The following is a 24,626-nucleotide window of genomic DNA, read 5'->3' on the forward strand; positions in this document are numbered from 1 at the left end:
ATGCGCAAAGGGGCAGCGGGCCGCTTCAGGAACGCGGTCGCGCGTCCGTCATCTTGACGATGGCCTGGCCTTGCGTCCCCGGCCGTTCCGGAGTGGAAAGCCGGAGGACCGATGAAAAAGCGGCACCGAACAGCACGCTGGCCATGACCAGGCAAACCAGGCCCGATACAAAAAACCGCGTCCGCATGCTGAGTTCTTTCTTCTGCGCATTCATGGCTATGTCTCTAATGGATAGTGCCCATCGGAAATTCAGTTTAAGCCTGGCCGTTCATTTTTGCTACCCTTAATATGTTTAGATTGTCACCAGATGTTAAAGAATTGCTACACTGGCCACGCCGCGCGTTCCCTGCGCACCGGCGCGGCCCCGGCGGTTTGATCAAACCTTCTTCCAACAGGGTTAATCGATCGATTGTTTCCCGCCCACAGTAGAATGACTTGCCTCGCTGCGCATGGCAGGTTGTTGGGATTGCCGGCGCCCGCGGCCACGATCCGGCCAGCATCGCCCCGGACGCGTTTCCCTACACCTTCGCTCACCGACCCCCAGGCATGAAAGCATTTAACCTGTTCCTCGTGATAGCGACCATGATCGTGATGGAAGGCGCGGTCGCGCTGATCCACAAATACGTGATGCACGGCTTCGGCTGGGGCTGGCACGAATCGCATCACCTGTCGCGCCGGCAGACCGGCTGGGAAAAGAACGACCTGTATGCGATCGTGTTCGCGGCGGCCACCATCGGCCTGTTCGCGCTGGGCGATACGAATGCGCCGCTGTGGTGGATCGCGCTCGGCGTGACGCTGTACGGCATGATCTATGGCCTGCTGCATGACGTGCTGATCCACAAGCGGCTGGCGCACCAGTGGCGTCCGAAAAACCGCTACCTGAAACGACTGATGACCGCGCATTACCTGCACCATGCGACCAGGGGCCGCGAGGGCGGCATCTCCTTCGGTTTCCTGTATGCGCCGCCGGTGGAAAAGCTGCGCAAGCAGCTGCGCAGCAATAACGCCAGGAAATGACCGCGTCCCGGCAAAGCTGGATAGGCACGGCGCTGGCGCTGGCGATCATCGCGGCATGGCTGGCGCTGCATGTCTACGGCGTGTTCTTCCTCGACTTGCGGAGCATGGCGCATCTGCCGCAGGCGCTGCTGCTGCTGGCCGTGCTGACCTGGCTGTCTGTCGGCGTCTACATCGTCGCCCACGACGCGATGCACGGGTCGCTTTGTCCGGCCAACCCGGCGGCGGGAAACCTGATCGGCGCGGTTGCGGTGTGGCTGTATGCCGGCTTCACGTTCCGCCGGCTGGCGCCCAAGCACCATGCGCATCATCGCCAGCCGGGCAGCGCCGACGACCCCGACTTCGCGGCGGCGACGCCGGACCGGGCGTTCCGCTGGTACGGCCAGTTCATGAAAACCTATTTCGGACCGCGCGAGGTGCTGACGATGTGCCTGCGGGTCGGCATCTACATGCTGCTCGGCGCCCGGCTGGAAAACATCCTGCTGTTCTTCGCCGTGCCCGGACTGATCTCCTCGTTCCAGCTCTTCTATTTCGGCACTTTCCTGCCGCACCGGCACCTGCCGGCAGGCGGCGCAGGCTTCCCCGACCGCCACCGGACCCGCAGCAATGAATATGGCTACCTGATGTCACTGCTGACCTGTTTTCATTTCGGCTACCACCACGAGCACCACCTGCATCCGGCCGAACCGTGGTGGCGGCTGCCCGCGGTGCGCAGGCCATGACGGACACCGCCATGCCCCAACAACATATCGTTTTCGCCACCGCCGGCTCGCTCGGCGACCTGTACCCTTTCCTGGCGCTCGGACGCAAACTGCGGCAGCGCGGCAAGCGGGTGACGGTCGCCACCAGCGCCAACCATCGGCAGCATGTGCTGGACACGGGCCTGGACTATGTACACATGCGGCCGGACCCGGAAAACACCGCGGCATTCCATGCGCGCTACATGCATCCGAAAACCGGCGGGCAGTTCGTCTACCAGGACTACCTGTCGCCGGCGATACGGCGCAGCTACGACGACCTGGCGGACGCGACCCGCGACGCCGACCTGCTGGTGAGCCAGTCGCTGATGGCGCTGGCCGCGCCGCTGGTGGCGGCCCGCACCGGCATACCGTGGGTGTCCGCGGTGTTTCAGCCGATGTCCTTCTTCTCGGTGTACGAGCGGCCCAATTACCTGCCGTTCCCGCTGCTGCCGTGGCTGTGCGGACGTTCGCCGCAGATGCACCAGAACATATTCCAGTATGTAAGGAAGCACACCGAGCAGTGGGTCAGGCCGGTGCTGGACCTGGGCCGGGAACTGGGTATCGCGGAACAGGGCCACCCGATGTACGAGGGCCAGCATTCGCCCGGCTGCGTGCTGGCGATGTTCTCGCCGATGCTGGGCGGGCCGCAGCCGGACTGGCCGGCGTCGGTGCGCCAGACCGGCACCGCGCAGCTGCCGCCGGCTGCCGCGCCGCTGCCGGAAGCGCTGCAGCGGTTTCTCGAACGGGACGACCTGCCGCTGGCTATCTTCACGCTGTCGTCGGCCGCGAGCAACGACGCCGGCGACTTCTACCGCAATGGCCTCGACGCGTCCGGCGCGCTGGGCATGCGGGCGCTCCTGATCACCAGCGGCCTTGCCGCGTCGTCGCGCCTGCCCGAACCCTTGCCCGACTGGGCCTTCCGCGTCGACTACGCCGCGTTCGAGCAGGTTTTCCCGTACGCGGCGGTGGTGGTGCACGCGGGCGGCATCGGCTCCGCGTTCAAGGCAATGCAGGCCGGCGCGCCGCAGATCATCGTGCCGCATGCGCATGACCAGCTCGACAATGCGCTGCGCCTGGAGCGCCTGGGCGTGGCCCGCGTGCTGCCGGGCAAGCGCGCCGGCGCGCGGGCCTTGCGCCAGGCCTTGCAGCGCGTGCTCGCGGACAGCGGCATGCAGGCGGCGGCGGCCAGCGTCGCGCAGAAGGCAAAGGCGGAAGACGGCGTGTCGCAGGCCTGCGACGTCATCGAGAAGGTGCTGCGCGATGCATGACGTCATCCTCGTCGGCGGCGGCCTGGCCAACGGCCTGATCGCCTGGCGGCTCCGGCTGCAGAGGCCGGAACTGCGCATCCTGCTGGTGGAGCAGGGCGCCGTGCTCGGCGGCAACCATACCTGGTCGTTCTACCAGAAGGACCTGACGCCGGCGCAGCTGGCCTGGCTGCAGCCGATGGTGGTCAGGCAGTGGCCCGGCTATGAAGTACGCTTCCCGACCCACCGGCGCATGCTCGACACCGGCTGCTACAGCATCAGCTCCACCCGGTTCCACGAAGTGCTGACCGCGGCCCTGGGCGAGTCCGTGATGCTCGATGCCGCGGTCAGCATCGTCGACCGCAATACCGTTCAGGCCGGCGGCCAGACGCTGAAAGCCCGCGTGGTGATCGATGGCCGCGGCCACCAGGCATCCGGGCACATGCGCTGCGCTTACCAGAAATTCGTCGGACGGGAAGTGGAGCTTGCCGAGCCGCACGGGCAGACGGTGCCCATCATCATGGACGCGACGGTGCCGCAGGACGGCGGCTACCGCTTCGTCTACACGCTGCCGTTCGACGCCCGCCGCATGCTGGTCGAGGACACCTATTACAGCAACCAGCCCGACCTCGATCAGGCGGCGGTGGGCGACCATATCGACGCCTATATCGCCAGCCGCGGCTGGAAGGTGGCCGGCGTCGTGCGGGAGGAGACCGGCGTGCTGCCCATTGCGCTGTCGGGCGACATCGACGCATTCTGGCGCGAAAAGCCGGGCGCGCTGCCCTGCAGCGGCCTGCGCGCCGGCCTGTTCCACGCGACCACCGGCTATTCGCTGCTGTACGCGGTGAAGCTGGCCGACCTGATCGCCGGCATGCCGGCGCTGGACGCGGAGTCGGTCTACCAGCAGACGAAGGCGTTCTCGGTGCAGCAGTGGCGCCGCCAGGGCTTCATGCGCCTGCTGAACCGGATGCTGTTCTACGCCAGCCCGCCGCTGCAGCGCTACCGTATCCTGCAGCGTTTCTACAAGCTGCCGCAACAGCTGATCGAACGCTTCTATGCAGCCCGGCTGACATGGTTCGACCAGCTGCGCATACTGACCGGCAAACCGCCGGTCCCCGTGCTTTCCGCCTTCAGGGCGGCCATCGAAACCGGAAAGGAATCATCATCAAAGCAGTCGTGATCGGCAGTGGATTCGGGGGCCTGGCGCTGGCAATACGCCTGCAGTCGGCAGGCATCGATACGCTCATCCTGGAACAGCGCGACAAGGCCGGCGGCCGCGCCTACGTCTACCATGACCAGGGCTTCACCTTCGACGCCGGGCCGACGGTCATCACCGACCCGACCGCGCTGGAAGAACTGTTCGCGCTGTCGGGCCGCCGGCTGGAAGACTATGCGCCGATGCTGCCGGTCAGCCCGTTCTACCGGCTGTGCTGGGAAGACGGCTACTGTTTCGACTATGCGAACGACCAGGCCGAACTCGACCGCCAGATCGGCCTGAAGTCACCGGCCGACGTGGCGGGCTACCGCAAGTTCCTTGCCTATTCCGAGGCCGTGCTGCAGGAAGGCTACGTGAAGCTCGGGCATGTGCCGTTTCCCGACTTCCGCAGCATGGTGCGCGTGGCGCCGCAGCTGATCAAGCTCGAGAGCTACCGCAGCGTCTACAGCATGGTGTCGCGCTTCATCCAGGACCCGCAGCTGCGCCAGGCCTTCAGCTTCCATTCGCTGCTGGTGGGCGGCAACCCGTTCGAGACATCGGCGATCTATGCGCTGATCCATGCGCTGGAGCGGCAGTGGGGCGTGTTCTTTCCGAAGGGCGGCACCGGCGCGCTGATCGAGGGCATGCTGAAGCTGTTCCAGGACCTGGGCGGCGAGGTGCGGCTCAATGCCGGCGTCGATGAAATTGTCGTCGAAAAAGGCAAGGTGTCGGCGGTGAAGCTGCAATCGGGCGAGACCATTCCCTGCCTGCTGGCCGCCAGCAACGCCGACGTCGTCCATACCTACGACAAGCTGCTGCGCAACAATGCGCTGGCCAGGCGCAAGGCCGCCAGCCTCAGGAAGAAGCGCTTCAGCATGTCGCTGTTCGTCATCTACTTCGGCCTCAAGGGCGAGCGGCCCGAACTCGCCCATCACACCGTGCTGTTCGGGCCGCGCTACCGCGAGCTGCTGAAGGATATCTTCCACGGCGCCGAGCTGGCCGACGATTTCTCGCTGTACCTGCATGCGCCGTCCGTCACCGACCCGACGCTGGCGCCGCCCGGCCACAGCGCCTACTACGTGCTGGCGCCGGTGCCGCATCTGGGCAATGCCGACATCGACTGGGAAGTGGAAGGGCCGCGCTATCGCGACCGCATCCTGGCCTACCTGGAGAAGCACCAGATTCCAAACCTGACGCGGGACCTGGTGACCTGCCGCATCTTCACGCCGTTCGACTTCCGCGACGAACTCAATGCGCACGTGGGTTCGGCATTCTCGCTGGAGCCGGTGCTGTGGCAGAGCGCGTACTTCCGCACCCATAACAAGGACGCGCAGATCGACGGCCTGTATTTCGTCGGCGCCGGCACGCACCCGGGCGCCGGCATACCGGGCGTGGTCGGTTCCGCCAAGGCCACTGCCGGCATCGTGCTCGACGACCTCGGCGGCCGGAAGGTGGCCTGATGCAGGATCTTGCCGCCTACAGCCAGACCGCCATCCGGCAGGGCTCGAAGAGCTTTGCCAAGGCCGCCATGCTGTTCGACCCGGAAACCCGCGACAGCGTGACCATGCTTTACGCCTGGTGCCGCTACTGCGACGACGTCATCGACGGCCAGACGTTGGGGCATGGCCAGCAGGAACTGGGCATCGAGGAGAAGAGGGCACGCCTGCGGATGCTGCAGGACGAAACCGACCGCATCTGCGACGGCCAGCCCAGCGCGATACCGGCATTCGCCGCGCTGGCGCAGGTCGTGCAGAGGCACGGCATCGAGCGGCGCTACCTGTTCGAACTGCTCGAAGGCTTCGGGCTGGACGCGGAGGAAGCCCGCTTCCGCACGCTCGACGACACGCTGCATTACTGCTACCACGTCGCCGGCGTGGTCGGCGTGATGATGGCCAGGATCATGGGAGCGCGGGACAGGGAAGTGATCCTGCGGGCGGCCGACCTGGGCATCGCCTTCCAGCTGACCAATATCGCGCGCGACGTGATCGAGGACATGCAGGTAGGGCGCTGCTACCTGCCCGAGCAGTGGCTGGAACGCAGCGGCATCCGCCGCGAGGACATGCACCTGCCCGAGCATCATGCGGCGCTGCATGCGCTGGCCTGCGAGCTGGTCGAGCTGGCCGAGCAATACTATGCGTCGGCGCGGATAGGCATGGCGCAGCTGCCGTGGCGCTGCGCATGGGCGATCGCCAGCGCGCTGCTGATCTACCGCGATATCGGCCTGCGGGTCAGGGCGGCGCAGCCGGCCGCCTGGCATGGCAGGATGCAGGTCCCCGGCAAGAGCAAGCTTGCGCACGTGTGCCGCGGCTGGTTCGTGGCGACGGCCGCGGTGGCGCGCCGGCGGCGGCCCCCGACCGTGTCCAGGGCCGGGCTCTGGACCAAGGCGGACGCCTAGCGCTTGCTGAAAAAGGTGCGGGCGAAATCCTGCAGCACCGCGGCATTCTGCTCATTGCCGATCGCGGCGTCGGCCGCCTGCAGGTAGCCGTGGAAAGTGCGCTCGGCGCTCGATGCGCCCATGCGCGCTGCCAGGTTGAGGTTGGCCTCGTCGAGGTCGGCGAGGTCGTCCTTGAGCTGGAAGGCCAGGCCCAGGTTGGTGGTGAAGCGCACGACCCGTTCTTCCTGCTCCGGCGTGGCGGCGCACATCAGGCAGGCGGCCTTCGCGGCGGCGACGAACAGCACGCCGGTTTTCAGGTGATGGATCTGGGTGATGGCGGCCAGGCTGGCGGGCTGCGCCTTGGAGCTGAGGTCGATGTACTGGCCGAGCGACAGGCCGTGCGGCCCGATGGTCTCGCACAGCAGCTGGATCAGCCGCACGCGAAGTTCAGGCGCCAGCGTCTGGTGGGACGCCATCACGCACTGGCTCTGCATCAGCAGCGACACCGCGGCCAGGATGGCCAGGTCCTCGCCATAGGCCGCATGCGTGGAGAGACGGTCGCGCCGCTCGCGGTCGTTGTCCATGCAGGGCAGGTCGTCGAGGATCAGCGAGGCGGCATGGATCATCTCGATCGCGCAGGCCACGTGCAGCGCGCCGGCCGGCCGCATTCCAAGGAAGTCGGCGACCGCCAGCGTCAGCAGCGGGCGTATGCGTTTGCCGGGGCCGAGGACGCTGTAGCGCATCGCCTCGATGACCGGAGACGGCCGCGCCGGCTTCAGCATCTCGTCCAGATGCGCGTCGACGAGCGGTCGCGTTTGTGCGACCCAGTCGTTCACGACATGACTCGGGTGGGTTGCCAGCATACGTTATTGCCCTTGATGATCAACGGTTGATTCCTGCCTGCATGAATCAATGCGAACAAATAATATCGTCGTACCCACTGCATACTGCTGCGAATCAACGCGGATGTCTGCGTTCGGACAAACTTGCCTGATCTGCGTGCAATATTGCATGCTGCGCATCATGCCGGTCGGCACCAATGCGCCTGCAGAACAGAACCATAACAGAACCATGCGCTCCGCGACGGTTCGCCCCATTCCGCGTAAACAGATGAAAGCAGCAGCCAATCAAACACGGGCGCAGGCCGCCCAGCGCATCGTCCGGTTCAGGTCGCCGGTCAGTTTCGCGCTGCTGATCGCAACGCTATTCGTGGCGTTCTTCAACCTGCGTTTCTGGCAGGCCACGGCTGCGGCATTCTCGCACGGCCAGGCAGCCGACGTATTCTTCCTGGCAACGCTCGGACTGGTATTGACGCTGCTCTATGCCGCCGCGCTGCTGATGGTGCCGGGCAATACATTGATGATCGTGGTCGCCGGCCTGCTGTTCCCGCTGGGCTCCATGGCGGCGTTCTGCGCCGACAGTTTCGGGCTCGCAATCAACAGCGAGATGATACGCAACGTCGGCGCCACCGACAGCCGCGAGGCGCTGGCCCTGTTCAGCCCGCGCATCGTGATCTATGCCGTCTGCTTCGGCGTGCTGCCGCAGTTTTTGGTCGCCCGCTCGCGGATCGCGCCGCTGGACCTGCGCGGGCACCTGCGGCACCGGCTGCTGTTCTGCGCCGCGGCGCTGGCGCTGGCCGCGCCCCTGGTCGGCGTCCAGGCGTCGCGCTTCGGCGACTTCGCAACGCAGCGCCGGGACCTGCACTACCTGTCGGTGCCGGGCGCGGCGGTCCAGGGACTGGCCGAATATGCGAATGGCCGGCTGCAGGACGCCGCTGGCGGCACGGCGGCGGCCGCCGGCATGCCGCGGCGCATCGCGTCGCCGGCCGCGGCCAGGCCGCTGCTGGTCTTCCTGGTGATAGGCGAAACCGCGCGCCAGATGAACTTCCAGCTGGGCGGCTACGGCCGGCCGACCAACCCCGGGCTGAGCCAGGTAGAGGGCGTCCATTTCTTCGGCAACGTGACTTCCTGCGCCACCACGACAGCCGTGTCGGTGCCCTGCATGCTGTCCCGTCTCGGCCGCGAGGACTTCACCCTGGCGGCTGCCGCGCGCAGCCCGAACGTGCTGTCCGAGCTGGCGCGGGCCGGCGTCGAGGTCAGCCTGCGCAGCAATAATTCCGGAAGCAAAGGCATCGCCGGTGACCGCCGCACGCTCGACTTCAGCGAGAGCCGGGAAAAGCCGTTCTGCGACGGCGCGTCCTGCCTCGACGGCATCCTGACGACGGGGCTGGAAGCCGAACTGGCGGCCAGGCCGGCGCAGGGCGGCCCCGACCGGCTGGTGGTGTTCCACCAGATGGGCAGCCACGGGCCGGCCTACTACGAGCGCTATCCGCAGTCCGCCGAACGATTCACGCCCGCATGCCAGTCCAACGACATCAACCGCTGCAGCCTCGACGAGATACGCAATGCCTATGACAACACGATCGTCTACACCGATCAATTGCTGACCGGGCAGATCGCGCTGCTGCGCAAGGTGTCGGACCGCTTCGACACCGCGCTGATCTACCTGTCCGACCATGGCGAATCGCTGGGTGAGAATGGCGTGCACCTGCACGGCGCGCCGTACGAGGTGGCGCCGGGGGAGCAGACGCGGATACCGCTGATCATCTGGATGTCCGACGCCTACCGCGCGCGGTTTGCAATCGACGGCGCATGCATGCGCGGCCAGCTTCCGCGGCCCTACAGCCATGACAACCTGTATCACACGCTGCTCGGCGCAATGGGCGCGCGGACCGACTTCTACCGCGGCGCGATGGATGTGATGGAGACCTGCCGGGCGACGGGAAACTGATTCCTCACGTAAAAACGGCGGCCAGTGAGGCCGCCGTTTTTACGTGCAGGTGCATGATGCCGCGCCTGGTTCAACTCAGGCTGGCGGCAAGCTGCTCGAGGTGGGTGTCGGTGCTGCCGAACGCCATTTCGATGGCCATCAGGCGCTTGAAGTAATGGCTCACGTCGAGTTCGTCGGTCACGCCCATGCCGCCGTGCAGCTGCACCGCCTGCTGTCCGACGAAACGGCATGCCTGGCCGACGATGACCTTCGCCGCCGACAGGTCGCGGCGGCGCAGCGCGAGGTCGGGATCGGTGCAGCGCACCGACGCCAGGTAGCTCATCGAACGGGCCTGCTCGATGTGCAGCACCATGTCCGCCATCTTGTGCTGCAGCGCCTGGAACTTGCCGATGGGCACGCCGAACTGCTTGCGGGTCCGGGCATATTCGACGGTGGCCGCCAGCAGCTTGTCGAGCGCGCCCACCGCTTCGGCGCAGACCGCCGCAATGCCGGCGTCGAGCACGTCGGCGATCCGGCTTTCCGCATCGTCGGTGGTCTCGCCCAGCAGCGCCTGCCCCGGCAGCGAGACCTCGTCGAGCACGATCTCGCCGGCGACGGAGCCGTCGACCAGCGGCGCCGGCACGATGCGCATGCCGGCCGCATTGCGCGGCACCGCGAAAACCGCCATCGCGCCCGGCTGGTCCGGGCCCTGGATGCGGGCCGTCACCAGCAGCACGTCGGCGCTGGGCGCGTAGGGAATCACGCTCTTGCGGCCGTTGAGCACATAGCTGCCGTCGTCCTCGCGGGCGCTGGTCTCGATCGCCTTCCAGTCGAAGCGGCTGGCCGCTTCATCGTGCGCGAACACCACGACGGTCTCGCCGGCGGCCAGCGCCGGCAGCATGCTTTCCTTCTGCGCGGCGCTGCCCATCGACGCCAGCGCCCGGGTCGAGAGCACGGCGGAGGACAGGAAAGGTTCCAGCACCAGGCCCTCGCCCAGCGCGGTCATCACCAGCATGGTGTCGATCGCGTTGCCGCCAAGTCCGCCGTCCTCTTCGGGCACGTTCAGCGCCAGCACGCCAAGGTCGGCCAGGCCCTGCCAGACCTTGCGGTCGGCGCGGCCTTCGCGGGCTGCCGCCAGGCGCTGGCGGCGCGTCTCGAAGGTATAGTCCCGGGAGACGAAGCGGCGCGTGGTGTCCTGCAGCATCTGCTGCTCTTCGGTAAATGTGAAGTCCATGATTTACAGTCCCAAGATCATTTGCGAGATGATGTTTTTCTGAATCTCGTTGGAGCCGCCATAGATGGACAGCTTGCGCATGTTGAGATAGCCGGCGGCCAGCGGCTCCGCATAGGCCGGTCCGGCGTGCTCGCCCTGGTAGCCGGCGGCCATGGCCGCGCGGTTGAGCTGCAGCGCATAGGGACCGACCGCCTGCGTCAGCAGCTCGGTGATGGCCTGCTGGATCTCGGTGCCCTTGATCTTCAGGATCGACGCTTCCGGGCCGGGCGCGCGGTGCTCCGCCTCGGCCGACAGCACGCGCAGGTTGGTGATTTCCAGCGCGGTCAGGTCCGCTTCCACCTGCGCGACGCGGACGGCGAACATCGGGTCCTGCAGCAGCGGCTTGCCGTTCTTCTTCTCTTCCGACGCGACCCGCTTCAGGCGCGCCAGTTCGCGCTTGGCGATGCCGATGCCGGCGATGTTGGTGCGCTCATGGCCGAGCAGGAACTTGGCATAGGTCCAGCCCTTGTTCTCCTCGCCGATCAGGTTCTCGGCGGGGACGCGGACGTTCTCGAAATAGACCTCGTTGACCTCGTGCGCGCCGTCCATCGTGATGATGGGACGCACCGTGATGCCCGGCGTGTCCATCCGCACCAGGATGAAGGAGATGCCGCGCTGCGGCTTGACGTCGGGGTCGGTGCGCACCAGGCAGAATATCCAGTCCGCATACTGGCCCAGCGTGGTCCAGGTCTTCTGGCCATTGAGCACGTACTCGTTGCCTTCCCGCGCGGCCCGCATCTTCAGCGATGCGAGGTCGGAGCCGGCGCCGGGCTCGGAATAGCCCTGGCACCACCATTCCTCGGCCGACAGGATCTTCGGCAGGTAGCGCTGCTGCTGTTCCGGCGAGCCGAAGGCCATGATGACCGGGGCCACCATCTTCAGGCCGAAGGGGATCGCGCGCGGCGCGCCGGCGGCGGCCGACTCCTCTTCGAAAATATACTGCTGCGTGGCGTTCCAGCCCGGCCCGCCGAACTGCTGCGGCCAGCCCGGCGCGCCCCAGCCCTGCTCATGCAGGACGCGCTGCCAGCGCACGTAGTCGTCGCGCTCAACGATCATGCCGCCGAGCACCTTGCGGCGTATGTCGGCAGGCAGCTTTTCCTGCATGAAGCTGCGCACCTGCTGCCGGAATGCGCTTTCTTCCGCGGTGAAATTCAGGTCCATATCTGCCTCCGCATCAGAAAGCGGCGATGCCGGTTTGCTCGCGGCCCAGGATCAGCGCATGGATGTCATGCGTGCCTTCGTAGGTGTTGACCACTTCCAGGTTGACCATGTGGCGGATCACGCCGAACTCGTCGGAGATGCCGTTCCCGCCCAGCATGTCGCGCGCCAGGCGCGCCACGTCCAGCGCCTTGCCGCACGAGTTACGCTTCATGATCGAGGTGATCGAGGTCGCCGCGATGCCTTCGTCCTTCATGCGGCCCAGGCGCAGGCAGCCCTGCAGGCCCAGCGTGATCTCGGTCTGCATGTCGGCCAGCTTCTTCTGGATCAGCTGGTTGGCCGCCAGCGGCTTGCCGAACTGCTTGCGGTCCAGCACGTACTGGCGCGCGGTGTGCCAGCAGGCTTCGGCCGCACCCAGCGCGCCCCAGGCGATGCCGTAGCGCGCCGAGTTCAGGCAGGTGAACGGGCCCTTCAGGCCGCGCACGTCGGGGAAGGCGTTTTCTTCAGGACAGAACACGCCGTCCATCACGATCTCGCCGGTGATCGATGCGCGCAGGCCGAACTTGCCGTGGATGGCCGGGGCCGACAGGCCCTGCATGCCCTTTTCCAGCACGAAGCCGCGGATCGCGCCTTCATCGTCCTTGGCCCAGACCACGAACACGTCGGCGATCGGCGAATTGGAGATCCACATCTTCGCGCCGCTGATCTCGTAGCCGCCGTCGACTTTCTTCGCGCGGGTGATCATCGAGCCCGGATCGGAGCCGTGGTTCGGCTCGGTCAGGCCGAAGCAGCCTATCCATTCGCCGGTGGCCAGCTTGGGCAGGTATTTGCGCTTCTGTTCCTCGGTGCCGAATTCATAGATGGGCACCATCACCAGCGACGACTGCACGCTCATCATCGAGCGGTAGCCAGAGTCGACACGTTCGACTTCGCGCGCGATCAGGCCGTAGCTGACGTAGTTCAGGCCAGGTCCGCCGTATTGCTCGGGAATGGTCGGTCCAAGCAGGCCAAGCTCGCCCATCTCGCGGAAGATGGCCGGGTCGGTGGTCTCGTTGCGGAAAGCGTCCAGCACGCGTGGCTGCAGCTTGTCCTGGCAGTAGGCGGCCGCGGCGTCGCGCACCATGCGTTCTTCATCGGTGAGCTGCTGGTCCAGCAACAGCGGGTCGTCCCAGTGGAATTGTGCTTTGGCTTGCATGGTTTTCTCCAGATTGATAGTTCTTGATGGTGCGTGAGCGATGCTAGTGCAGAACACTGCGCCGGCGCGGGGCCGGCGCAGCAGGGATGGATCAGATTTCGCGGTGCAGCAGCGACAGGCCAAGTTCGGCGCGCCGGCGCAGCCACAGGCTGGGGCGGTAGCGCGGGTCGCCGGTTTCCTGCAGCAGGTTGTTGAGAATGGTCAGCACGGTTCCGGCGCTGAGCTCGTCGCCCCAGGCCAGCGGCCCGCGCGGATAGCCGAGGCCCAGCGTCACGGCGCGGTCGATGTCGGCCGGCTCCGCGATGCCCTGCTGCGCGATCTCGGCGGCGATGTTGATGATGTGCGCAACCACGCGCTGCGACACGATGCCGGTGCTGTCGCGCACCAGGCTGACGGCCGCGCCGTCCGCGCCCAGCAGGCCGCGCGCCATGTCGGCATAGGCGGCGTCGGTCGCCGGCGTGGTCATCGCCACGCGGCGGCGGGTCAGGTCGAACAGGGTTTCCACCGCCACCGTGCGGCGCGGATCGAGGCCCTGCGCCGCGCAGCAGCGGGTCGCGTCGTCGCCCAGCGGCGTGACCAGGCACAGCGCCTCGCTGCTCGGCGTGTCGCCGCTTTCCACGGTCACGCCGGCGGCCTGAAGGAAAGGCGCGATCCGCGCGGCCAGCTCGGGCCGCGCCTGCGACAGCCATACGCTGGGCGGCAATGCGGAGGAGGGCGCCGGCTCGGCCGGGACTTCCTTCTTGCCGTCGGCGCTGTAGCGGTAGAAGCCATGGCCGACCTTGCGGCCGATCGCGCCGGCGTCCAGCATCTGGCGCGTCAGCGGCTGAGGCCGGAAACGCGGCTCTTCGTAATACTGCTGATAGATCGATTCCATCACCGGGTGCGACACGTCCAGGCCGGTCAGGTCCATCAGTTCGCACGGACCGAGCTTGAAGCCGGGACCGTCGCGCAGGATGCGGTCCAGCGTCGGGATGTCGGTGATGTCCTCGGCCAGGATGCGCATGCCCTCGGTGCCGAAGCCGCGGCCGGCATGGTTGACGATGAAGCCCGGCGTGTCCTTGGCCCGCACCGCGGCATGGCCCCAGTGGCGGCCCAGCGCCAGCATGTAGTCGACCACTTCCGGCGAAGTCATCAGGCCGCCGATGGCCTCGACGATCTTCATCAGCGGCACCGGGTTGAAGAAGTGGAAGCCCACCACCTGCTGCGGCCGCTTGAGGCCGGCCGCAATCGAGGTGACCGACAGCGACGACGTATTGGTCGCCAGGATCGCGTCCGGGCCGACGATGTCTTCCAGCGTGCGGAACAGTTCCTTCTTCGCGTCCAGCCGCTCGATGATGGCTTCGATCACCAGGTGGCAGCCGGCCAGTTCCTTCAGGTCGGCGCCCGCATGCAGGCGGCCGATCGCGCTGTCGGCGGCATCGCGCTGCAGCTTGCCTTTCTCGACCAGCATGCCGAAGGTGTTGGCCAGCGTGTCGCGGGCGGCATGCGCGGCTTCGGCCCGCGTGTCATTGAGCCACACGGTGGCGCCGGCCAGCGCGGCGATCTGCGCGATGCCGCGTCCCATGACGCCGCATCCCACGATGCCGATGACGAGATCCGGTGAAGTGGCCTCGGGCCGGTGCGTTGCTGGCATGCTTGTTCTCCTGTTTCTAGCAGTTTTTTTCGCCGGTGACGGAAAAATTGGACGCCGTGTTTTTCACAGCGATTTGAGGTTCTGCAAGGTGGAATGGTGTTTGAGCATGCGGAACTCTATGTGAGGTCATTTCATCTGTCAAGAATTGTCCCCTAGGCTTGACTGGAGGAAATCCAGCCTTGGCCGCTGCGGCAAACGCATTTTCCACTTAAAATATTGTTTTGCAGTGCAGAATATCGTTCTGATTAAATTTGATTTTTGAGTTCCATTATGACAGTATCGGCAGAAATAGAATGCACGCAAGCAGCGTGCGAGGAGACGTAATGCAGAATCAAACGGATGCCGGCGCCGTGCCGCGTCGCATTCACCACGCCTTTTTGCCCTGGGCGGCATCCCAGCCCGACGCGATCGCGCTGGCCGACGACCTGATCACCCTTCGTTATGGCGAACTGCCCGCCGCGGTCGACGCGGTCGCGGCCCAGTTCTCGGCCGCCGGCGTGCGGCCCGGCGACCGCGTTCTGCTGGTGGCTGAAAACGCCGTCGCGCTGGCGGTCTGCATCATGGCGCTCAGCCAGCTCGACGCCTGGTCCGCGACCGTGAACGCGCGGCTTTCCGCACGCGAGATCGATAACTTCCTCGACCATTCCGGCGCCCGCCGCGCGCTGTATTTCGGCGCCGTGTCGCCTGCGGCGCAGGCGCATGCGGTGGCGCGCGGCGCCGAGCGGCAACTCTGGCCCGTCATCGGCGAGGTTTATCTGGGCGCGCTCAATACCCACGCCGAACCGGAGCCGGTGTTCGCCGACCCGGCCCAGCAGCCCGCGGTCATGGTCTACACCTCCGGCACCACCGGCGCGCCCAAGGCGGTGATGCTGAGCCATGCCAACCTGCTTTTCATCGGCAACAACAACCGCGTGCTGAGAAAGCTCGGGCCGGGCGATACGGTCTATGGCGTGCTGCCGCTGTCGCATGTCTACGGACTGTCCGCGCTGCTGGTCGCGTCCCTGGTCAGCGGCGCAGCGCTGCTGCTGGTGCCGCGCTTTTCCGAACAGGCGCTGGCGCATGCGCTGGCCATGCGCGGCATCACCGTGATGCATGGCGCGCCCGCGATGTACGCCAAGCTGCTGGCCTGGAGCGAGCAGACCGGCACGCCGCTGCTGGCGCCGCACCTGCGCGTTGCCCAGTCGGGCGGGGCGCCGCTGACGGCGTCGCTGAAAACCGATTTCGAGAAGGCGTTCCGGATCGTGCTACAGAACGGCTACGGCATGACAGAGGCGGCGCCGTCGATCTGCCAGACGCGCATGGAAGCGCCGCGTCCGGACTGCTCGGTCGGGCAGGCGATTCCGGGCATCGAGGTGCGGCTGCAGGGCGCCGAACTCGACGAGGCGGGCGTCGGCGAGATCCAGGTGCGCGGCCCCAACGTCATGCTGGGCTACTACCGCGCGCCCGAACTGAGCGCCGAGACGCTGACGGCCGACGGCTGGCTGCGCACCGGCGACCTGGCGCGGGTGGACGCCGACGGCGCCTATCACGTGGTCGGCCGCAGCAAGGAGCTGATCATCCGTTCCGGCTTCAATGTCTACCCGGTCGAAGTGGAGCAGGTGCTGAACGGCCACCCGGACGTGGTCCAGTCGGCGGTGGTCGGCCGTGCGGTCGAGGGCAACGAGGAGGTGGTGGCATTCGTCGAGACCGCGCAGGATGCGAAAGTCAGCGTCGATGCGCTGCGCGCTTACCTGAAGGAGCGGCTGTCGCCATACAAGGTGCCGACGCAGATCGTCATCATGCAGCACCTGCCGGCGGCGCCGACCGGAAAAATCCTGAAAAAGGAATTGCAGCGCATTGCCGCCAGCGGCAACTGACGAAGGGCAGGCTCACGAAGCATCGGCCCACCAGGCACCGGCTCAACATCGACGCACCAGGGAAATCACCATGACACAACAACTAGCCAGCTCGGTTGCGACGCCGCTGATGCGGCCCAACATCAAGGAAGACCGGCATTTCGTGACCGCGCTGGCACGCGGGCTCGAACTGCTGGCCTGCTTCCGCTCGGGCGACAAGCTCCTCGGCAACCAGGAACTGGCAGAACGCAGCAAGCTGCCCAAGTCCACGGTGTCGCGGCTGACCTATACGCTGACCAAGCTGGGCTACCTGCAGTACGACGACCAGGTCGGCAAGTACCGGCTGGGCACGGCCACGCTGGCGCTGGGCAGCGCAATGCTGTCGCGGCTGGACATCCGGCAGATCGCGCGGCCGCTGATGCAGGAACTGGCCGACTTCTCCCACACCATGGTGTCGCTGGGCATGCGCGACCGGCTCAGCATGATCTACGTGGAAAACTGCCGCAGCCAGGCGGCGCTGACGCTGCGGCTCGACGTCGGCGCGCGCATCCCGGTGGCCAGCACCGCGATGGGACGGGCCTATCTAGCGGAAGTGTCCAGCAACGAGCGCAACGACATCCTGGAACGCGTGCGCGACCTCGACGAACTGGCCTGGCCGACGCTGCGCGACCGCGTGATGCGGGCGGTCGACGAATACCGGACCCTGGGCTGCTGCACGTCCTTCGGCGACTGGCAGCCCGACGTGAACGCGATCGCAATCGCGTTCCGCCCGAGTGAAAACGCGGCGCCGCTCAGCATCAACTGCGGCGGTCCCGCATTCAACCTGTCTCCCGAATTCCTGCTGGAGGAAGTGCGGCCCCGGCTGATCGAGCTGGTGGCGCAACTGCGGCGGCCGTCCCTCGGGCATTACGGCTGAGGAACGGCGGGCAAGTCGCGGGAGCAGGGCTGCAGCCGGGCCGCCGGCGGCTTGCCGCACGACCTGCCCGACCCGGCATGCCAGTGCTTGCCGCAACGGCAACCATCCGCCGCGATATCGGCTCAAGCCCATCATTTCACGCTCGCCACGCTTGCAAATCCCGCGAAATTGCTGCACTATTGCCCAAGCTTTTTACCAGCATGCACCGAATTCCCATGACCTTTGCCCGTTTCCACTTTTACTTTTACTTTAGCTACCCCAGCCCCAAGGCGGAGGAAAAGCGGTAAGTTCACGTAAAAGCAAAAACGAGACAAGCCGAAATTCTGAAAAAACCGCCCGCGATGGCGGTTTTTTCGTTTTAGAGATGCAAGAAATCACCCAGGAGAAAACATGCCGCGCACCGATGACTTACGGATACGAGAATTGAAAGAACTGATCCCACCTTCGCACCTGATCCGCGAGTTCTCCGTTTCGGACAAGGCGGCGACCGTCGTCGCCGACAGCCGCAACGCGCTGCACCGGATACTTCACGGCCAGGACGACCGGATGATGGTCGTGATCGGACCCTGCTCGATCCATGACACCAAGGCAGCGATGGAATATGCGCACCGCCTCGCCGCCGAACGCGAACGCTTCGCGCCGGAGCTGGAAATCGTGATGCGGGTCTACTTCGAGAAGCCGCGGACCACGGTCGGCTGGAAGGGCCTGATCAACGACCCGTACATGGACAACAGCTTCCGCATCAACGACGGCCTGCGCACCGCGCGCGAGCTGCTGCTGAACATCAATGAGCTGGGCCTGCCGGCCGGCACCGAATTCCTCGACATGATCAGCCCGCAGTACGTGGCGGACCTGATCAGCTGGGGCGCAATCGGCGCCCGCACCACCGAGTCGCAGGTGCATCGCGAACTGGCGTCCGGCCTGTCCTGCCCGGTCGGCTTCAAGAACGGCACCGACGGCAATATCAAGATCGCGGTCGATGCGATCAAGGCCGCGTCCCAGCCGCACCATTTCCTGTCGGTGACCAAGGGCGGCCACTCGGCCATCGTGTCCACTGGCGGCAACGAGGACTGCCATATCATCCTGCGCGGCGGCAAGGCGCCGAACTATGACGCCGCCAGCGTCGACGCCGCCTGCCGCGACATCGCCGCCGCCGGCCTGGCCTCGCGCCTGATGATCGACGCATCGCATGCGAACAGCTCGAAGAAGCCGGACAACCAGGTGCCCGTTTGCGCCGATATCGCGGCGCAGGTCGCGGGCGGCGAGACCCGCATCGTCGGCGTGATGGTCGAGTCGCACCTGGTCGGCGGCCGCCAGGACCTGGTGCCGGGCAAGGAACTGACCTACGGCCAGTCGGTGACCGACGGCTGCATCGACTGGGATTCGAGCGTGAAGGTGCTGGAAGGCCTGGCCAATGCAGTGCGCCAGCGCCGCCTGGCACTCGAGTAGGGGAGTCTAGTAGCGGCGCTGCAGCGTCATCTGCTCGCCGCTGCGGCGCATCTCGGTGCGGTTCAGGAAGGACATGCCGAGCAGCGCGATCGGCAGGCCCTGTTCCTGCACCAGCGCATCGACCTGGCTCAGCTCCAGGTCGCCGATGCGCACGGTGTCCAGCCTGACCCGGTAGACCGGCACCACGCCGTTGGCGGTGCTGACCGTGCCGCGGCCGCCGTGGCGGTAGTCGATGCCCATGCGCTGCGCATCGGCCGCCGGCAGCGCGATCAGCGATGCGCCGGTGTCGACCAGCATGCGCACCGGGTTGCCATTGATCATGCCTTGCGCGAAGAAGTGGCCGCGCTCGTCCGCCTGCAGCACCGTGCCGGCCTGCGCGGACGGCGCCTGGCGGTTCACGTGGCTGCCCAGCGCGATGACCTCGCGCCGGCCGCGGCTTTCCAGCGTGGCGCCGGACTGGTCGGCAGCCAGCAGCCGCACGCCGAGCGCGACCGTGCTGCCGACTTCATAGGTGCGCGGCGCGCCGCCATCCACCACCAGCACCGCCTTGCCTGGAAACAGCCCCACCACGCCGATGTCGGCGGCCTGCGCGGCCGGCAGTGCGGCCAGCAGCGCCAGCAGCGCCGCCGCTCCCGGCAGCGCGCGCTTAATCACGGAAGTTGTTGAACTCGAGCGGCAGGTCGGCGACTTCCTTGCGCAGCAGCGCCATCGCGGATTGCAGGTCGTCGCGCTTGGCGCCGGTAATGCGCACCGACTCGCCCTGTATGCTGGCCTGCACCTTCATCTTGCTGTCCTTGACGAGGCGCACGATCTTCTTGGCGGCGTCGGACTCGATGCCCTTCCTGATCTTGATCACCTGCTTGACCTTGTCGCCGCCGATCTTTTCCACCTTGCCGATGTCGAGAAAGCGCACGTCGACGCTGCGCTTGGTCAGCTTGGCGGTCAGCACGTCGCGCACCTGGCCGAGCTGGAAATCGCTGTCGGCAAAGGCGGTCAGTTCCTGCTCCTTCTGCTCGATGCGGGAGTCGCTGCCCTTGAAATCGAAACGGGTGGATATTTCCTTGTTGGCCTGGTCGAGCGCATTGCGCACTTCGACCAGGTTGGCTTCGGATACTACGTCGAACGATGGCATGGGATGTCCTTTTGCTGGCGCGCCGGAGAGGCGCTGATTGCTGACTGCGAGGCCGGTCATTCTAGCGGACAAAAAACCGGGTGGCTAGGCGCTATAATCGCCGGCCATGGCTCCCGTACCCCACCTGCAAACCGGCGTATCGCTGCGTTCATTCAACACCATGGGCATCGATGCCCATGCCCATGCCTTGCTGCCCGTGCATGGCGTGGACGACCTCCGTGCGGTCCGCGCCGACCCGACGTTGAACGCATTGCCGAGGCTGGTGCTGGGCGGCGGCAGCAACCTGCTGTTCACCGGCGACTTCGACGGCCTGGTGCTGCAGATGCGCGGCACGGGCATCGACATCGTCGGCGAAACCGGCGACGCGGTGCTGGTGCGTGCGGCCGCCGGCGAAAGCTGGCATGGCCTTGTCATGTGGACGCTGGCGCATGGGCTGGGCGGCATGGAAAACCTGTCGCTGATCCCCGGCAGCGTGGGCGCATCGCCGATCCAGAACATCGGGGCCTATGGCAGCGAGCTGAAGGACTGCTTCCATGGCCTGACCGCATTCGACTTCGACACCGGCGCCTTGCTGCATCTGGATCGGGAAGCCTGCGAATTCGGCTACCGCGACAGCATCTTCAAGCACCGGCTGCGCGACCGCGCGGTCATCCTCGATGTCACGTTCGCGCTGCCGAAGCGGTGGCAGCCCAACCTGCGGTATGCGGAACTGGCGCAGGAAGTGGCGCTTCGGGGCTGGACCGCGCCGGGCGCCGCAGACATCAGCGCGGCGGTGATCGCGATCCGCCAGCGCAAGCTGCCCGACCCGGCGCTCCTGGGCAACGCCGGCAGCTTCTTCAAGAACCCGGTGGTGCCGGCGGCCCAGCGGGACGCGCTGCTTGCCCGCCACCCGGGCATGGTCAGCCACCTGCAGGGCGACGGCAGCTTCAAGCTGGCGGCCGGATGGCTGATCGACCAGTGCGGCTGGAAGGGCAGGACGATGGGCGCGGCCGGCGTCTACGAGAAACAGGCGCTGGTGCTGGTCAACCGCGGCGGCGCCAGCGGGGCCGAGATGGTGGCGCTGGCGGAGGCGATAGGGCAGGACGTGGAGAGCAGGTTCGGCGTCCGGCTGGAGCCGGAGCCGGTGTTCGTATAACGGATTGATTCATAGGGTGTAATGAGCGAAGCGCATTACACCGTTGCAAAATGGGCTGCGGATCAGCCGATCAGCCGAAATGGCAGACGTAATCCAGCATTTCCAGCGTCACGATGTCGAAGCTGGAATTGCCCGGCACGCTGAACTGCTGGCCGCCTTCGTAGTCGGTCCAGGTGTCCTCGCCCTGCAGGCGAATGCGGCACTTGCCGGCATTCAGTTCCATGATTTCCGGCGCGCCTGTGTTGAACAGCAGGTTGGACGGGAAAATCACGCCGACCGACTTCTTGCTGCCGTCCGCCATCGTGACGGTGTGCGACACGCACTTGCCGTCGAAGTAGACGTTGGCCTTCTTGGTAATCGTGACATTCTCGAATTGATCGCTCATTGCGCTTCCTTCCAATAAAAGAAAAGGGCCCGGCATCGGGCCCCGTTATGCGTTGAAGATTACTGGCCGCGCTTCTCGCGCGCCATCGCCGCGATCCGCATGCGCAGCGCATTGAGCTTGATGAAGCCGCCGGCATCGGCCTGGTTGTAGGCGCCGCCATCCTCGTCGAAGGTCGCGATGTTCATGTCGAACAGCGAGTCTGTCTTCGAGTCGCGGGCGACGACGATCACGTTGCCCTTGTACAGCTTGACGCGGACCCAGCCGTTGACGCTTTGCTGGGTATGGTCGATCAGGGTCTGCAGCGCGACGCGCTCGGGCGACCACCAGTAGCCGGCGTAGATCATCTGCGCATAGCGCGGCATCAGGTCGTCCTTCAGGTGCGCGACTTCGCGGTCCAGCGTGATCGACTCGATCGCGCGGTGAGCGCGCAGCATGATGGTGCCGCCCGGGGTTTCGTAGCAGCCGCGCGACTTCATGCCGACGTAGCGGTTTTCCACCAGGTCGAGGCGGCCGATGCCATGCTTGCCGCCGAGGCGGTTCAACTCGGTCAGCACGGTGGCCGGCGACATCCGGGTGCCGTTCAGCGCGACGATGTCGCCCTTCTCGAATTCGATGTCCAGGTACTCGGCTTCGTCAGGCGCCGCTTCCGGGCTGACGGTCCAGCGCCACATCGATTCCTCGGCTTCCGCCGCCGGGTTTTCCAGGTGGCGGCCTTCGAAGCTGATGTGCAGCAGGTTGGCGTCCATCGAGTAGGGCGCGCCGCCTTTCTTGTGCTTCATGTCGACTTCGATGCCGGCGTCTTCCGCATACTTCAGCAGCTTCTCGCGCGACAGCAGGTCCCACTCGCGCCACGGCGCGATGATCTTCACGTTGGGCATCAGCGCATACGCGCCGAGTTCGAAGCGGACCTGGTCGTTGCCCTTGCCGGTGGCGCCATGCGAAATCGCGTCGGCGCCGGTTTCGCGGGCGATCTCGATCAGGCGCTTGGCGATCAGCGGGCGCGCGATCGACGTGCCCAGCAGGTACTCGCCTTCATAGACGGTGTTGGCGCGGAACATCGGGAACACGAAGTCGCGGACGAATTCCTCGCGCACGTCGTCGATGTAGATGTTCTCCGGCTTGATGCCGAACTTCAGCGCCTTCTGGCGCGCCGGCTCAAGCTCCTCGCCCTGGCCGAGGTCGGCGGTGAAGGTGACGATTTCGCAATGGTAATTGTCCTGCAGCCACTTAAGGATGACCGAGGTATCGAGGCCGCCGGAATAGGCCAGCACGACTTTGTTGATGTCGCTCATGAGAGTCTTTCTTCAAACAGGTGATTGATAGGTCATTATGCGGCGATGCGGCCGAGCACCAGGAATTCGAGCAAGGCCTTTTGCACATGCAGCCGGTTTTCCGCCTCGTCCCAGACCACCGACTGCGGGCCGTCGATGACATCGGCCGAGACTTCCTCGCCGCGATGGGCCGGCAGGCAGTGCATGAACAGCGCATCGGGCCGTGCGCGCTTCATCTTGTCGCTGTCGACGATCCAGCCGTCGAAGGCCTTCAGGCGTTCGGCATTTTCTTCCTCGAAACCCATGCTGGTCCAGACGTCGGTCGTGACCAGGTCGGCGTCCTGGCAGGCGTCCGACGGATTAGGGAAAACGGTGTAGCAGTCGTTGTCGGCTGCGACCAGCGCGCTGTCGATGTCGTAGCCGGCGGGGGTGGAGACATTCACATGGAAGCCGAACACCTTGGCAGCCTGCAGCCACGAGTACAGCATGTTGTTGGCGTCGCCTATCCAGGCCACGGTCTTGCCGGCGATGCTGCCGCGCTGCTCGAGGTAGGTGAAGACATCGGCCAGCACCTGGCAGGGATGATGCTCGTTGGTCAGGCCGTTGATGACCGGCACGCGCGAATTGGCGGCGAAGCGCTCGATGATGTCCTGGCCGAAGGTGCGGATCATGATGATGTCGCACATCCGGGACATCACCTGCGCCGCGTCCTCCACCGGCTCGCCGCGGCCCAGCTGGCTGTCGCGGGTGTTGAGGTAGATCGCCGCGCCGCCCAGCTGGTGCATGCCGGCCTCGAAGGACAGGCGGGTGCGGGTCGAGCTTTTCTCGAACACCATGACCAGCGTGCGGTCTTCCAGCGGGTGGTAGGGCTCGTAGTTCTTGAACTTGCGCTTGATGACGTGCGCGCGCTCGATCACGTACTCGAACTCGTCGAGCGTGAAGTCGGAAAACTGCAGAAAGTGTTTGATTGCCATAAAAGAAAACGGCGGCGAGGGTGGCGCCTGCCGCCGAAGTTCGTCAATTTGCTGATTATAGGGGAGATTTTTGCGAAAAGACACTTGCCGCAGTCATAACGGGCCCGACGGGCGTATTGCGGTCAAGCGTCGGGTTTCAACGTTTAAAGCGCCAGTTCCACCGGTCCGGCAGTGCGCATGCCCGCCCTCTGCCGCAGGTTTGCCTTTTCTTCCGCCGTGAAAAGATTTCCGCTCAGATCCAGGTTTTTGAGGGAGCCTGCACGGTTCAGCAAATCGTTCAATGCGGGAATCGCGCTGGCGTCAAGCCGGTTTTCCGCCAGATTCAAATCTTGAAGCGTTTCGTTATGGGATAGCGCATCGCCCAGTGTTTGTATGTCCGCTGCGCCCAGCAGGTTCCCCGAGAGGTCCAGCGCTTTCAACTGCTTGTCGACGGACAGCCGAGCTGCAATCGGGGCAATGCAATTCGATCCGATCCCGTTTTTTCCTAATAACAAGCGCACTGGCATTGCATCCAGCTTTTTAAGAAAAAGTCCGAAGTTGCTGATCTGGAATGCATCCCTTCCGCCTATCATTATTCGGCTCAGATCCAGTGTGTCGAGCGAAGCCAGGACTTTTAAAAAGTTTCCAAGAAAACGCCATGCTCCGCTGCGCAGGTCGGCGCCCTTCAAGTCGAGCGTATGGATACTCTTTCCGCTATAGGTGGAAGTAAGCCCGGCGAAATCAGGCATGCCGCCGCCTGCAGGACGCACTACCAGCAGGGATGCGGGCTTTTCCGTCCTGCTGTGCACGGACGGCGGTATGGGGGCAACGCCGATTGGGGCTGAACTGGAAGGCGTCAGCGAAGCCGGTACCAGGCTTTCGCTTCCGGCGGGCGGGGTGATCATGGAACTCTCCAGAGTGGTTGAACCGGTTATCTGTAACCAGCCAGCACGGA

23 protein-coding genes are annotated in these 24,626 nt (G+C 65.6%); 11 read left to right on the forward strand and 12 right to left on the reverse strand.

Annotated features, from left to right (window positions below; genetic code table 11):
* Window positions 1–25: 25 nt before the first annotated feature.
* A complete protein-coding gene (locus QOL82_RS01680; RefSeq protein ID WP_283440478.1) occupies window positions 26–214 on the reverse strand; it encodes a hypothetical protein in 189 nt (62 codons plus the stop codon).
* 332 nt (window positions 215–546) lie between these two features.
* On the opposite strand from QOL82_RS01680, the gene QOL82_RS01685 reads away from it, so the two are divergent.
* Genes QOL82_RS01685 through QOL82_RS01710 form a run of 6 tightly spaced genes read left to right on the forward strand, consistent with a single transcriptional unit; the run spans window position 547 to window position 6,588 of the window.
* Window positions 547–1,017 carry a sterol desaturase family protein gene (locus QOL82_RS01685; RefSeq protein WP_283440479.1) on the forward strand — a complete coding sequence of 157 codons (471 nt, stop codon included), beginning with the start codon at window positions 547–549 and terminating at the stop codon, window positions 1,015–1,017.
* Complete coding sequence (locus QOL82_RS01690; protein WP_283440480.1) at window positions 1,014–1,736, forward strand: fatty acid desaturase; 723 nt, start codon at window positions 1,014–1,016, stop codon at window positions 1,734–1,736. The genes QOL82_RS01685 and QOL82_RS01690 overlap by 4 nt, the downstream gene beginning before the upstream one ends.
* Window positions 1,737–1,747: 11 nt before the next feature.
* A complete protein-coding gene (locus QOL82_RS01695; RefSeq protein WP_283440481.1) occupies window positions 1,748–3,022 on the forward strand; it encodes a glycosyltransferase in 1,275 nt (424 codons plus the stop codon).
* The gene (gene crtY, locus QOL82_RS01700; protein ID WP_283440482.1) at window positions 3,015–4,178 is read left to right on the forward strand and encodes a lycopene beta-cyclase CrtY; all 1,164 of its coding nucleotides are present in this window, start codon (window positions 3,015–3,017) and stop codon (window positions 4,176–4,178) included. The genes QOL82_RS01695 and crtY overlap by 8 nt, the downstream gene beginning before the upstream one ends.
* A complete protein-coding gene (locus QOL82_RS01705) occupies window positions 4,175–5,653 on the forward strand; it encodes a phytoene desaturase (RefSeq protein WP_283440483.1) in 1,479 nt (492 codons plus the stop codon). Before crtY ends, QOL82_RS01705 begins: the two co-directional genes overlap by 4 nt.
* Window positions 5,653–6,588 carry a phytoene/squalene synthase family protein gene (locus QOL82_RS01710; RefSeq protein ID WP_283440484.1) on the forward strand — a complete coding sequence of 312 codons (936 nt, stop codon included), beginning with the start codon at window positions 5,653–5,655 and terminating at the stop codon, window positions 6,586–6,588. Before QOL82_RS01705 ends, QOL82_RS01710 begins: the two co-directional genes overlap by 1 nt.
* Here the strand turns inward: QOL82_RS01710 and QOL82_RS01715 are convergent.
* A complete protein-coding gene (locus QOL82_RS01715; protein WP_283440485.1) occupies window positions 6,585–7,430 on the reverse strand; it encodes a polyprenyl synthetase family protein in 846 nt (281 codons plus the stop codon). The genes QOL82_RS01710 and QOL82_RS01715 overlap by 4 nt on opposite strands.
* A 247-nt stretch (window positions 7,431–7,677) precedes the next feature.
* On the opposite strand from QOL82_RS01715, the gene QOL82_RS01720 reads away from it, so the two are divergent.
* Window positions 7,678–9,357, forward strand: a complete 1,680-nt coding sequence (locus tag QOL82_RS01720) for a phosphoethanolamine transferase (protein ID WP_283440486.1) — start codon at window positions 7,678–7,680, stop codon at window positions 9,355–9,357.
* Window positions 9,358–9,427: 70 nt separating this feature from the next.
* Here QOL82_RS01720 and QOL82_RS01725 read toward each other — a convergent pair whose 3' ends face one another.
* From QOL82_RS01725 to QOL82_RS01740, 4 genes are all read right to left on the reverse strand, one after another.
* Entirely contained in the window at window positions 9,428–10,570 is a 1,143-nt protein-coding gene (locus QOL82_RS01725) for an acyl-CoA dehydrogenase family protein (RefSeq protein ID WP_283440487.1), read from the reverse strand.
* 3 nt (window positions 10,571–10,573) lie between these two features.
* The gene (locus QOL82_RS01730) at window positions 10,574–11,770 is read right to left on the reverse strand and encodes an acyl-CoA dehydrogenase family protein (RefSeq protein ID WP_283440488.1); all 1,197 of its coding nucleotides are present in this window, start codon (window positions 11,768–11,770) and stop codon (window positions 10,574–10,576) included.
* A 13-nt stretch (window positions 11,771–11,783) separates the two neighbouring features.
* Window positions 11,784–12,962: an acyl-CoA dehydrogenase gene (locus QOL82_RS01735; RefSeq protein ID WP_283440489.1), complete on the reverse strand. Its 1,179-nt coding sequence runs from the start codon at window positions 12,960–12,962 to the stop codon at window positions 11,784–11,786.
* A 91-nt stretch (window positions 12,963–13,053) separates the two neighbouring features.
* Window positions 13,054–14,595, reverse strand: coding sequence for a 3-hydroxyacyl-CoA dehydrogenase (locus QOL82_RS01740; RefSeq protein WP_283440490.1), 1,542 nt, complete (start codon window positions 14,593–14,595; stop codon window positions 13,054–13,056).
* A gap of 323 nt (window positions 14,596–14,918) precedes the next feature.
* On the opposite strand from QOL82_RS01740, the gene QOL82_RS01745 reads away from it, so the two are divergent.
* The 3 genes from QOL82_RS01745 (at window position 14,919) to aroG (ending at window position 18,795) form a co-directional block, all read left to right on the forward strand.
* The gene (locus QOL82_RS01745) at window positions 14,919–16,451 is read left to right on the forward strand and encodes a class I adenylate-forming enzyme family protein (protein WP_283440491.1); all 1,533 of its coding nucleotides are present in this window, start codon (window positions 14,919–14,921) and stop codon (window positions 16,449–16,451) included.
* Between the two features lie 70 nt (window positions 16,452–16,521).
* Window positions 16,522–17,346: an IclR family transcriptional regulator gene (locus QOL82_RS01750; RefSeq protein ID WP_283440492.1), complete on the forward strand. Its 825-nt coding sequence runs from the start codon at window positions 16,522–16,524 to the stop codon at window positions 17,344–17,346.
* A gap of 390 nt (window positions 17,347–17,736) precedes the next feature.
* A complete protein-coding gene (gene aroG / locus QOL82_RS01755; protein ID WP_283440493.1) occupies window positions 17,737–18,795 on the forward strand; it encodes a 3-deoxy-7-phosphoheptulonate synthase AroG in 1,059 nt (352 codons plus the stop codon).
* A 6-nt stretch (window positions 18,796–18,801) separates the two neighbouring features.
* On the opposite strand, the gene QOL82_RS01760 is transcribed toward aroG, so the two are convergent.
* Complete coding sequence (locus tag QOL82_RS01760; protein ID WP_283440494.1) at window positions 18,802–19,449, reverse strand: retropepsin-like aspartic protease family protein; 648 nt, start codon at window positions 19,447–19,449, stop codon at window positions 18,802–18,804.
* Window positions 19,442–19,927: a YajQ family cyclic di-GMP-binding protein gene (locus QOL82_RS01765; protein WP_283440495.1), complete on the reverse strand. Its 486-nt coding sequence runs from the start codon at window positions 19,925–19,927 to the stop codon at window positions 19,442–19,444. Before QOL82_RS01765 ends, QOL82_RS01760 begins: the two co-directional genes overlap by 8 nt.
* A 106-nt stretch (window positions 19,928–20,033) precedes the next feature.
* Here QOL82_RS01765 and murB point away from each other — a divergent pair, with 106 nt between their 5' ends.
* On the forward strand, window positions 20,034–21,062 hold the full coding sequence (gene murB / locus QOL82_RS01770; protein ID WP_283440496.1) for a UDP-N-acetylmuramate dehydrogenase: 1,029 nt from the start codon (window positions 20,034–20,036) through the stop codon (window positions 21,060–21,062).
* Between the two features lie 70 nt (window positions 21,063–21,132).
* Here murB and ppnP read toward each other — a convergent pair whose 3' ends face one another.
* The 4 genes from ppnP to QOL82_RS01790 form a co-directional block, all read right to left on the reverse strand.
* The gene (gene ppnP / locus QOL82_RS01775; protein WP_283440497.1) at window positions 21,133–21,447 is read right to left on the reverse strand and encodes a pyrimidine/purine nucleoside phosphorylase; all 315 of its coding nucleotides are present in this window, start codon (window positions 21,445–21,447) and stop codon (window positions 21,133–21,135) included.
* Between the two features lie 59 nt (window positions 21,448–21,506).
* The gene (locus QOL82_RS01780; protein ID WP_283440498.1) at window positions 21,507–22,739 is read right to left on the reverse strand and encodes an argininosuccinate synthase; all 1,233 of its coding nucleotides are present in this window, start codon (window positions 22,737–22,739) and stop codon (window positions 21,507–21,509) included.
* 35 nt (window positions 22,740–22,774) lie between these two features.
* On the reverse strand, window positions 22,775–23,692 hold the full coding sequence (gene argF, locus QOL82_RS01785; protein WP_283440499.1) for an ornithine carbamoyltransferase: 918 nt from the start codon (window positions 23,690–23,692) through the stop codon (window positions 22,775–22,777).
* A gap of 143 nt (window positions 23,693–23,835) precedes the next feature.
* Window positions 23,836–24,576, reverse strand: a complete 741-nt coding sequence (locus QOL82_RS01790) for a leucine-rich repeat domain-containing protein (RefSeq protein ID WP_283440500.1) — start codon at window positions 24,574–24,576, stop codon at window positions 23,836–23,838.
* Window positions 24,577–24,626: the final 50 nt, after the last annotated feature.

It is taken from the genome of Noviherbaspirillum suwonense, from assembly GCF_900182955.1.
Taxonomy (GTDB): Bacteria; Pseudomonadota; Gammaproteobacteria; order Burkholderiales; family Burkholderiaceae_D; genus Noviherbaspirillum_A; species Noviherbaspirillum_A suwonense.

Coding starts and splice junctions, on each gene's coding strand:
- QOL82_RS01680 (WP_283440478.1), bottom strand. CDS start 214: ATGAATGCGCAGAAGAAAGAACTCAGCATGCGGACGCGGTTTTTTGTA.
- QOL82_RS01685 (WP_283440479.1), top strand. CDS start 547: ATGAAAGCATTTAACCTGTTCCTCGTGATAGCGACCATGATCGTGATG.
- QOL82_RS01690 (WP_283440480.1), top strand. CDS start 1,014: ATGACCGCGTCCCGGCAAAGCTGGATAGGCACGGCGCTGGCGCTGGCG.
- QOL82_RS01695 (WP_283440481.1), top strand. CDS start 1,748: ATGCCCCAACAACATATCGTTTTCGCCACCGCCGGCTCGCTCGGCGAC.
- crtY (WP_283440482.1), top strand. CDS start 3,015: ATGCATGACGTCATCCTCGTCGGCGGCGGCCTGGCCAACGGCCTGATC.
- QOL82_RS01710 (WP_283440484.1), top strand. CDS start 5,653: ATGCAGGATCTTGCCGCCTACAGCCAGACCGCCATCCGGCAGGGCTCG.
- QOL82_RS01715 (WP_283440485.1), bottom strand. CDS start 7,430: ATGCTGGCAACCCACCCGAGTCATGTCGTGAACGACTGGGTCGCACAA.
- QOL82_RS01720 (WP_283440486.1), top strand. CDS start 7,678: ATGAAAGCAGCAGCCAATCAAACACGGGCGCAGGCCGCCCAGCGCATC.
- QOL82_RS01725 (WP_283440487.1), bottom strand. CDS start 10,570: ATGGACTTCACATTTACCGAAGAGCAGCAGATGCTGCAGGACACCACG.
- QOL82_RS01730 (WP_283440488.1), bottom strand. CDS start 11,770: ATGGACCTGAATTTCACCGCGGAAGAAAGCGCATTCCGGCAGCAGGTG.
- QOL82_RS01735 (WP_283440489.1), bottom strand. CDS start 12,962: ATGCAAGCCAAAGCACAATTCCACTGGGACGACCCGCTGTTGCTGGAC.
- QOL82_RS01740 (WP_283440490.1), bottom strand. CDS start 14,595: ATGCCAGCAACGCACCGGCCCGAGGCCACTTCACCGGATCTCGTCATC.
- QOL82_RS01745 (WP_283440491.1), top strand. CDS start 14,919: ATGCAGAATCAAACGGATGCCGGCGCCGTGCCGCGTCGCATTCACCAC.
- QOL82_RS01750 (WP_283440492.1), top strand. CDS start 16,522: ATGACACAACAACTAGCCAGCTCGGTTGCGACGCCGCTGATGCGGCCC.
- aroG (WP_283440493.1), top strand. CDS start 17,737: ATGCCGCGCACCGATGACTTACGGATACGAGAATTGAAAGAACTGATC.
- QOL82_RS01765 (WP_283440495.1), bottom strand. CDS start 19,927: ATGCCATCGTTCGACGTAGTATCCGAAGCCAACCTGGTCGAAGTGCGC.
- murB (WP_283440496.1), top strand. CDS start 20,034: ATGGCTCCCGTACCCCACCTGCAAACCGGCGTATCGCTGCGTTCATTC.
- ppnP (WP_283440497.1), bottom strand. CDS start 21,447: ATGAGCGATCAATTCGAGAATGTCACGATTACCAAGAAGGCCAACGTC.
- QOL82_RS01780 (WP_283440498.1), bottom strand. CDS start 22,739: ATGAGCGACATCAACAAAGTCGTGCTGGCCTATTCCGGCGGCCTCGAT.
- argF (WP_283440499.1), bottom strand. CDS start 23,692: ATGGCAATCAAACACTTTCTGCAGTTTTCCGACTTCACGCTCGACGAG.
- QOL82_RS01790 (WP_283440500.1), bottom strand. CDS start 24,576: ATGATCACCCCGCCCGCCGGAAGCGAAAGCCTGGTACCGGCTTCGCTG.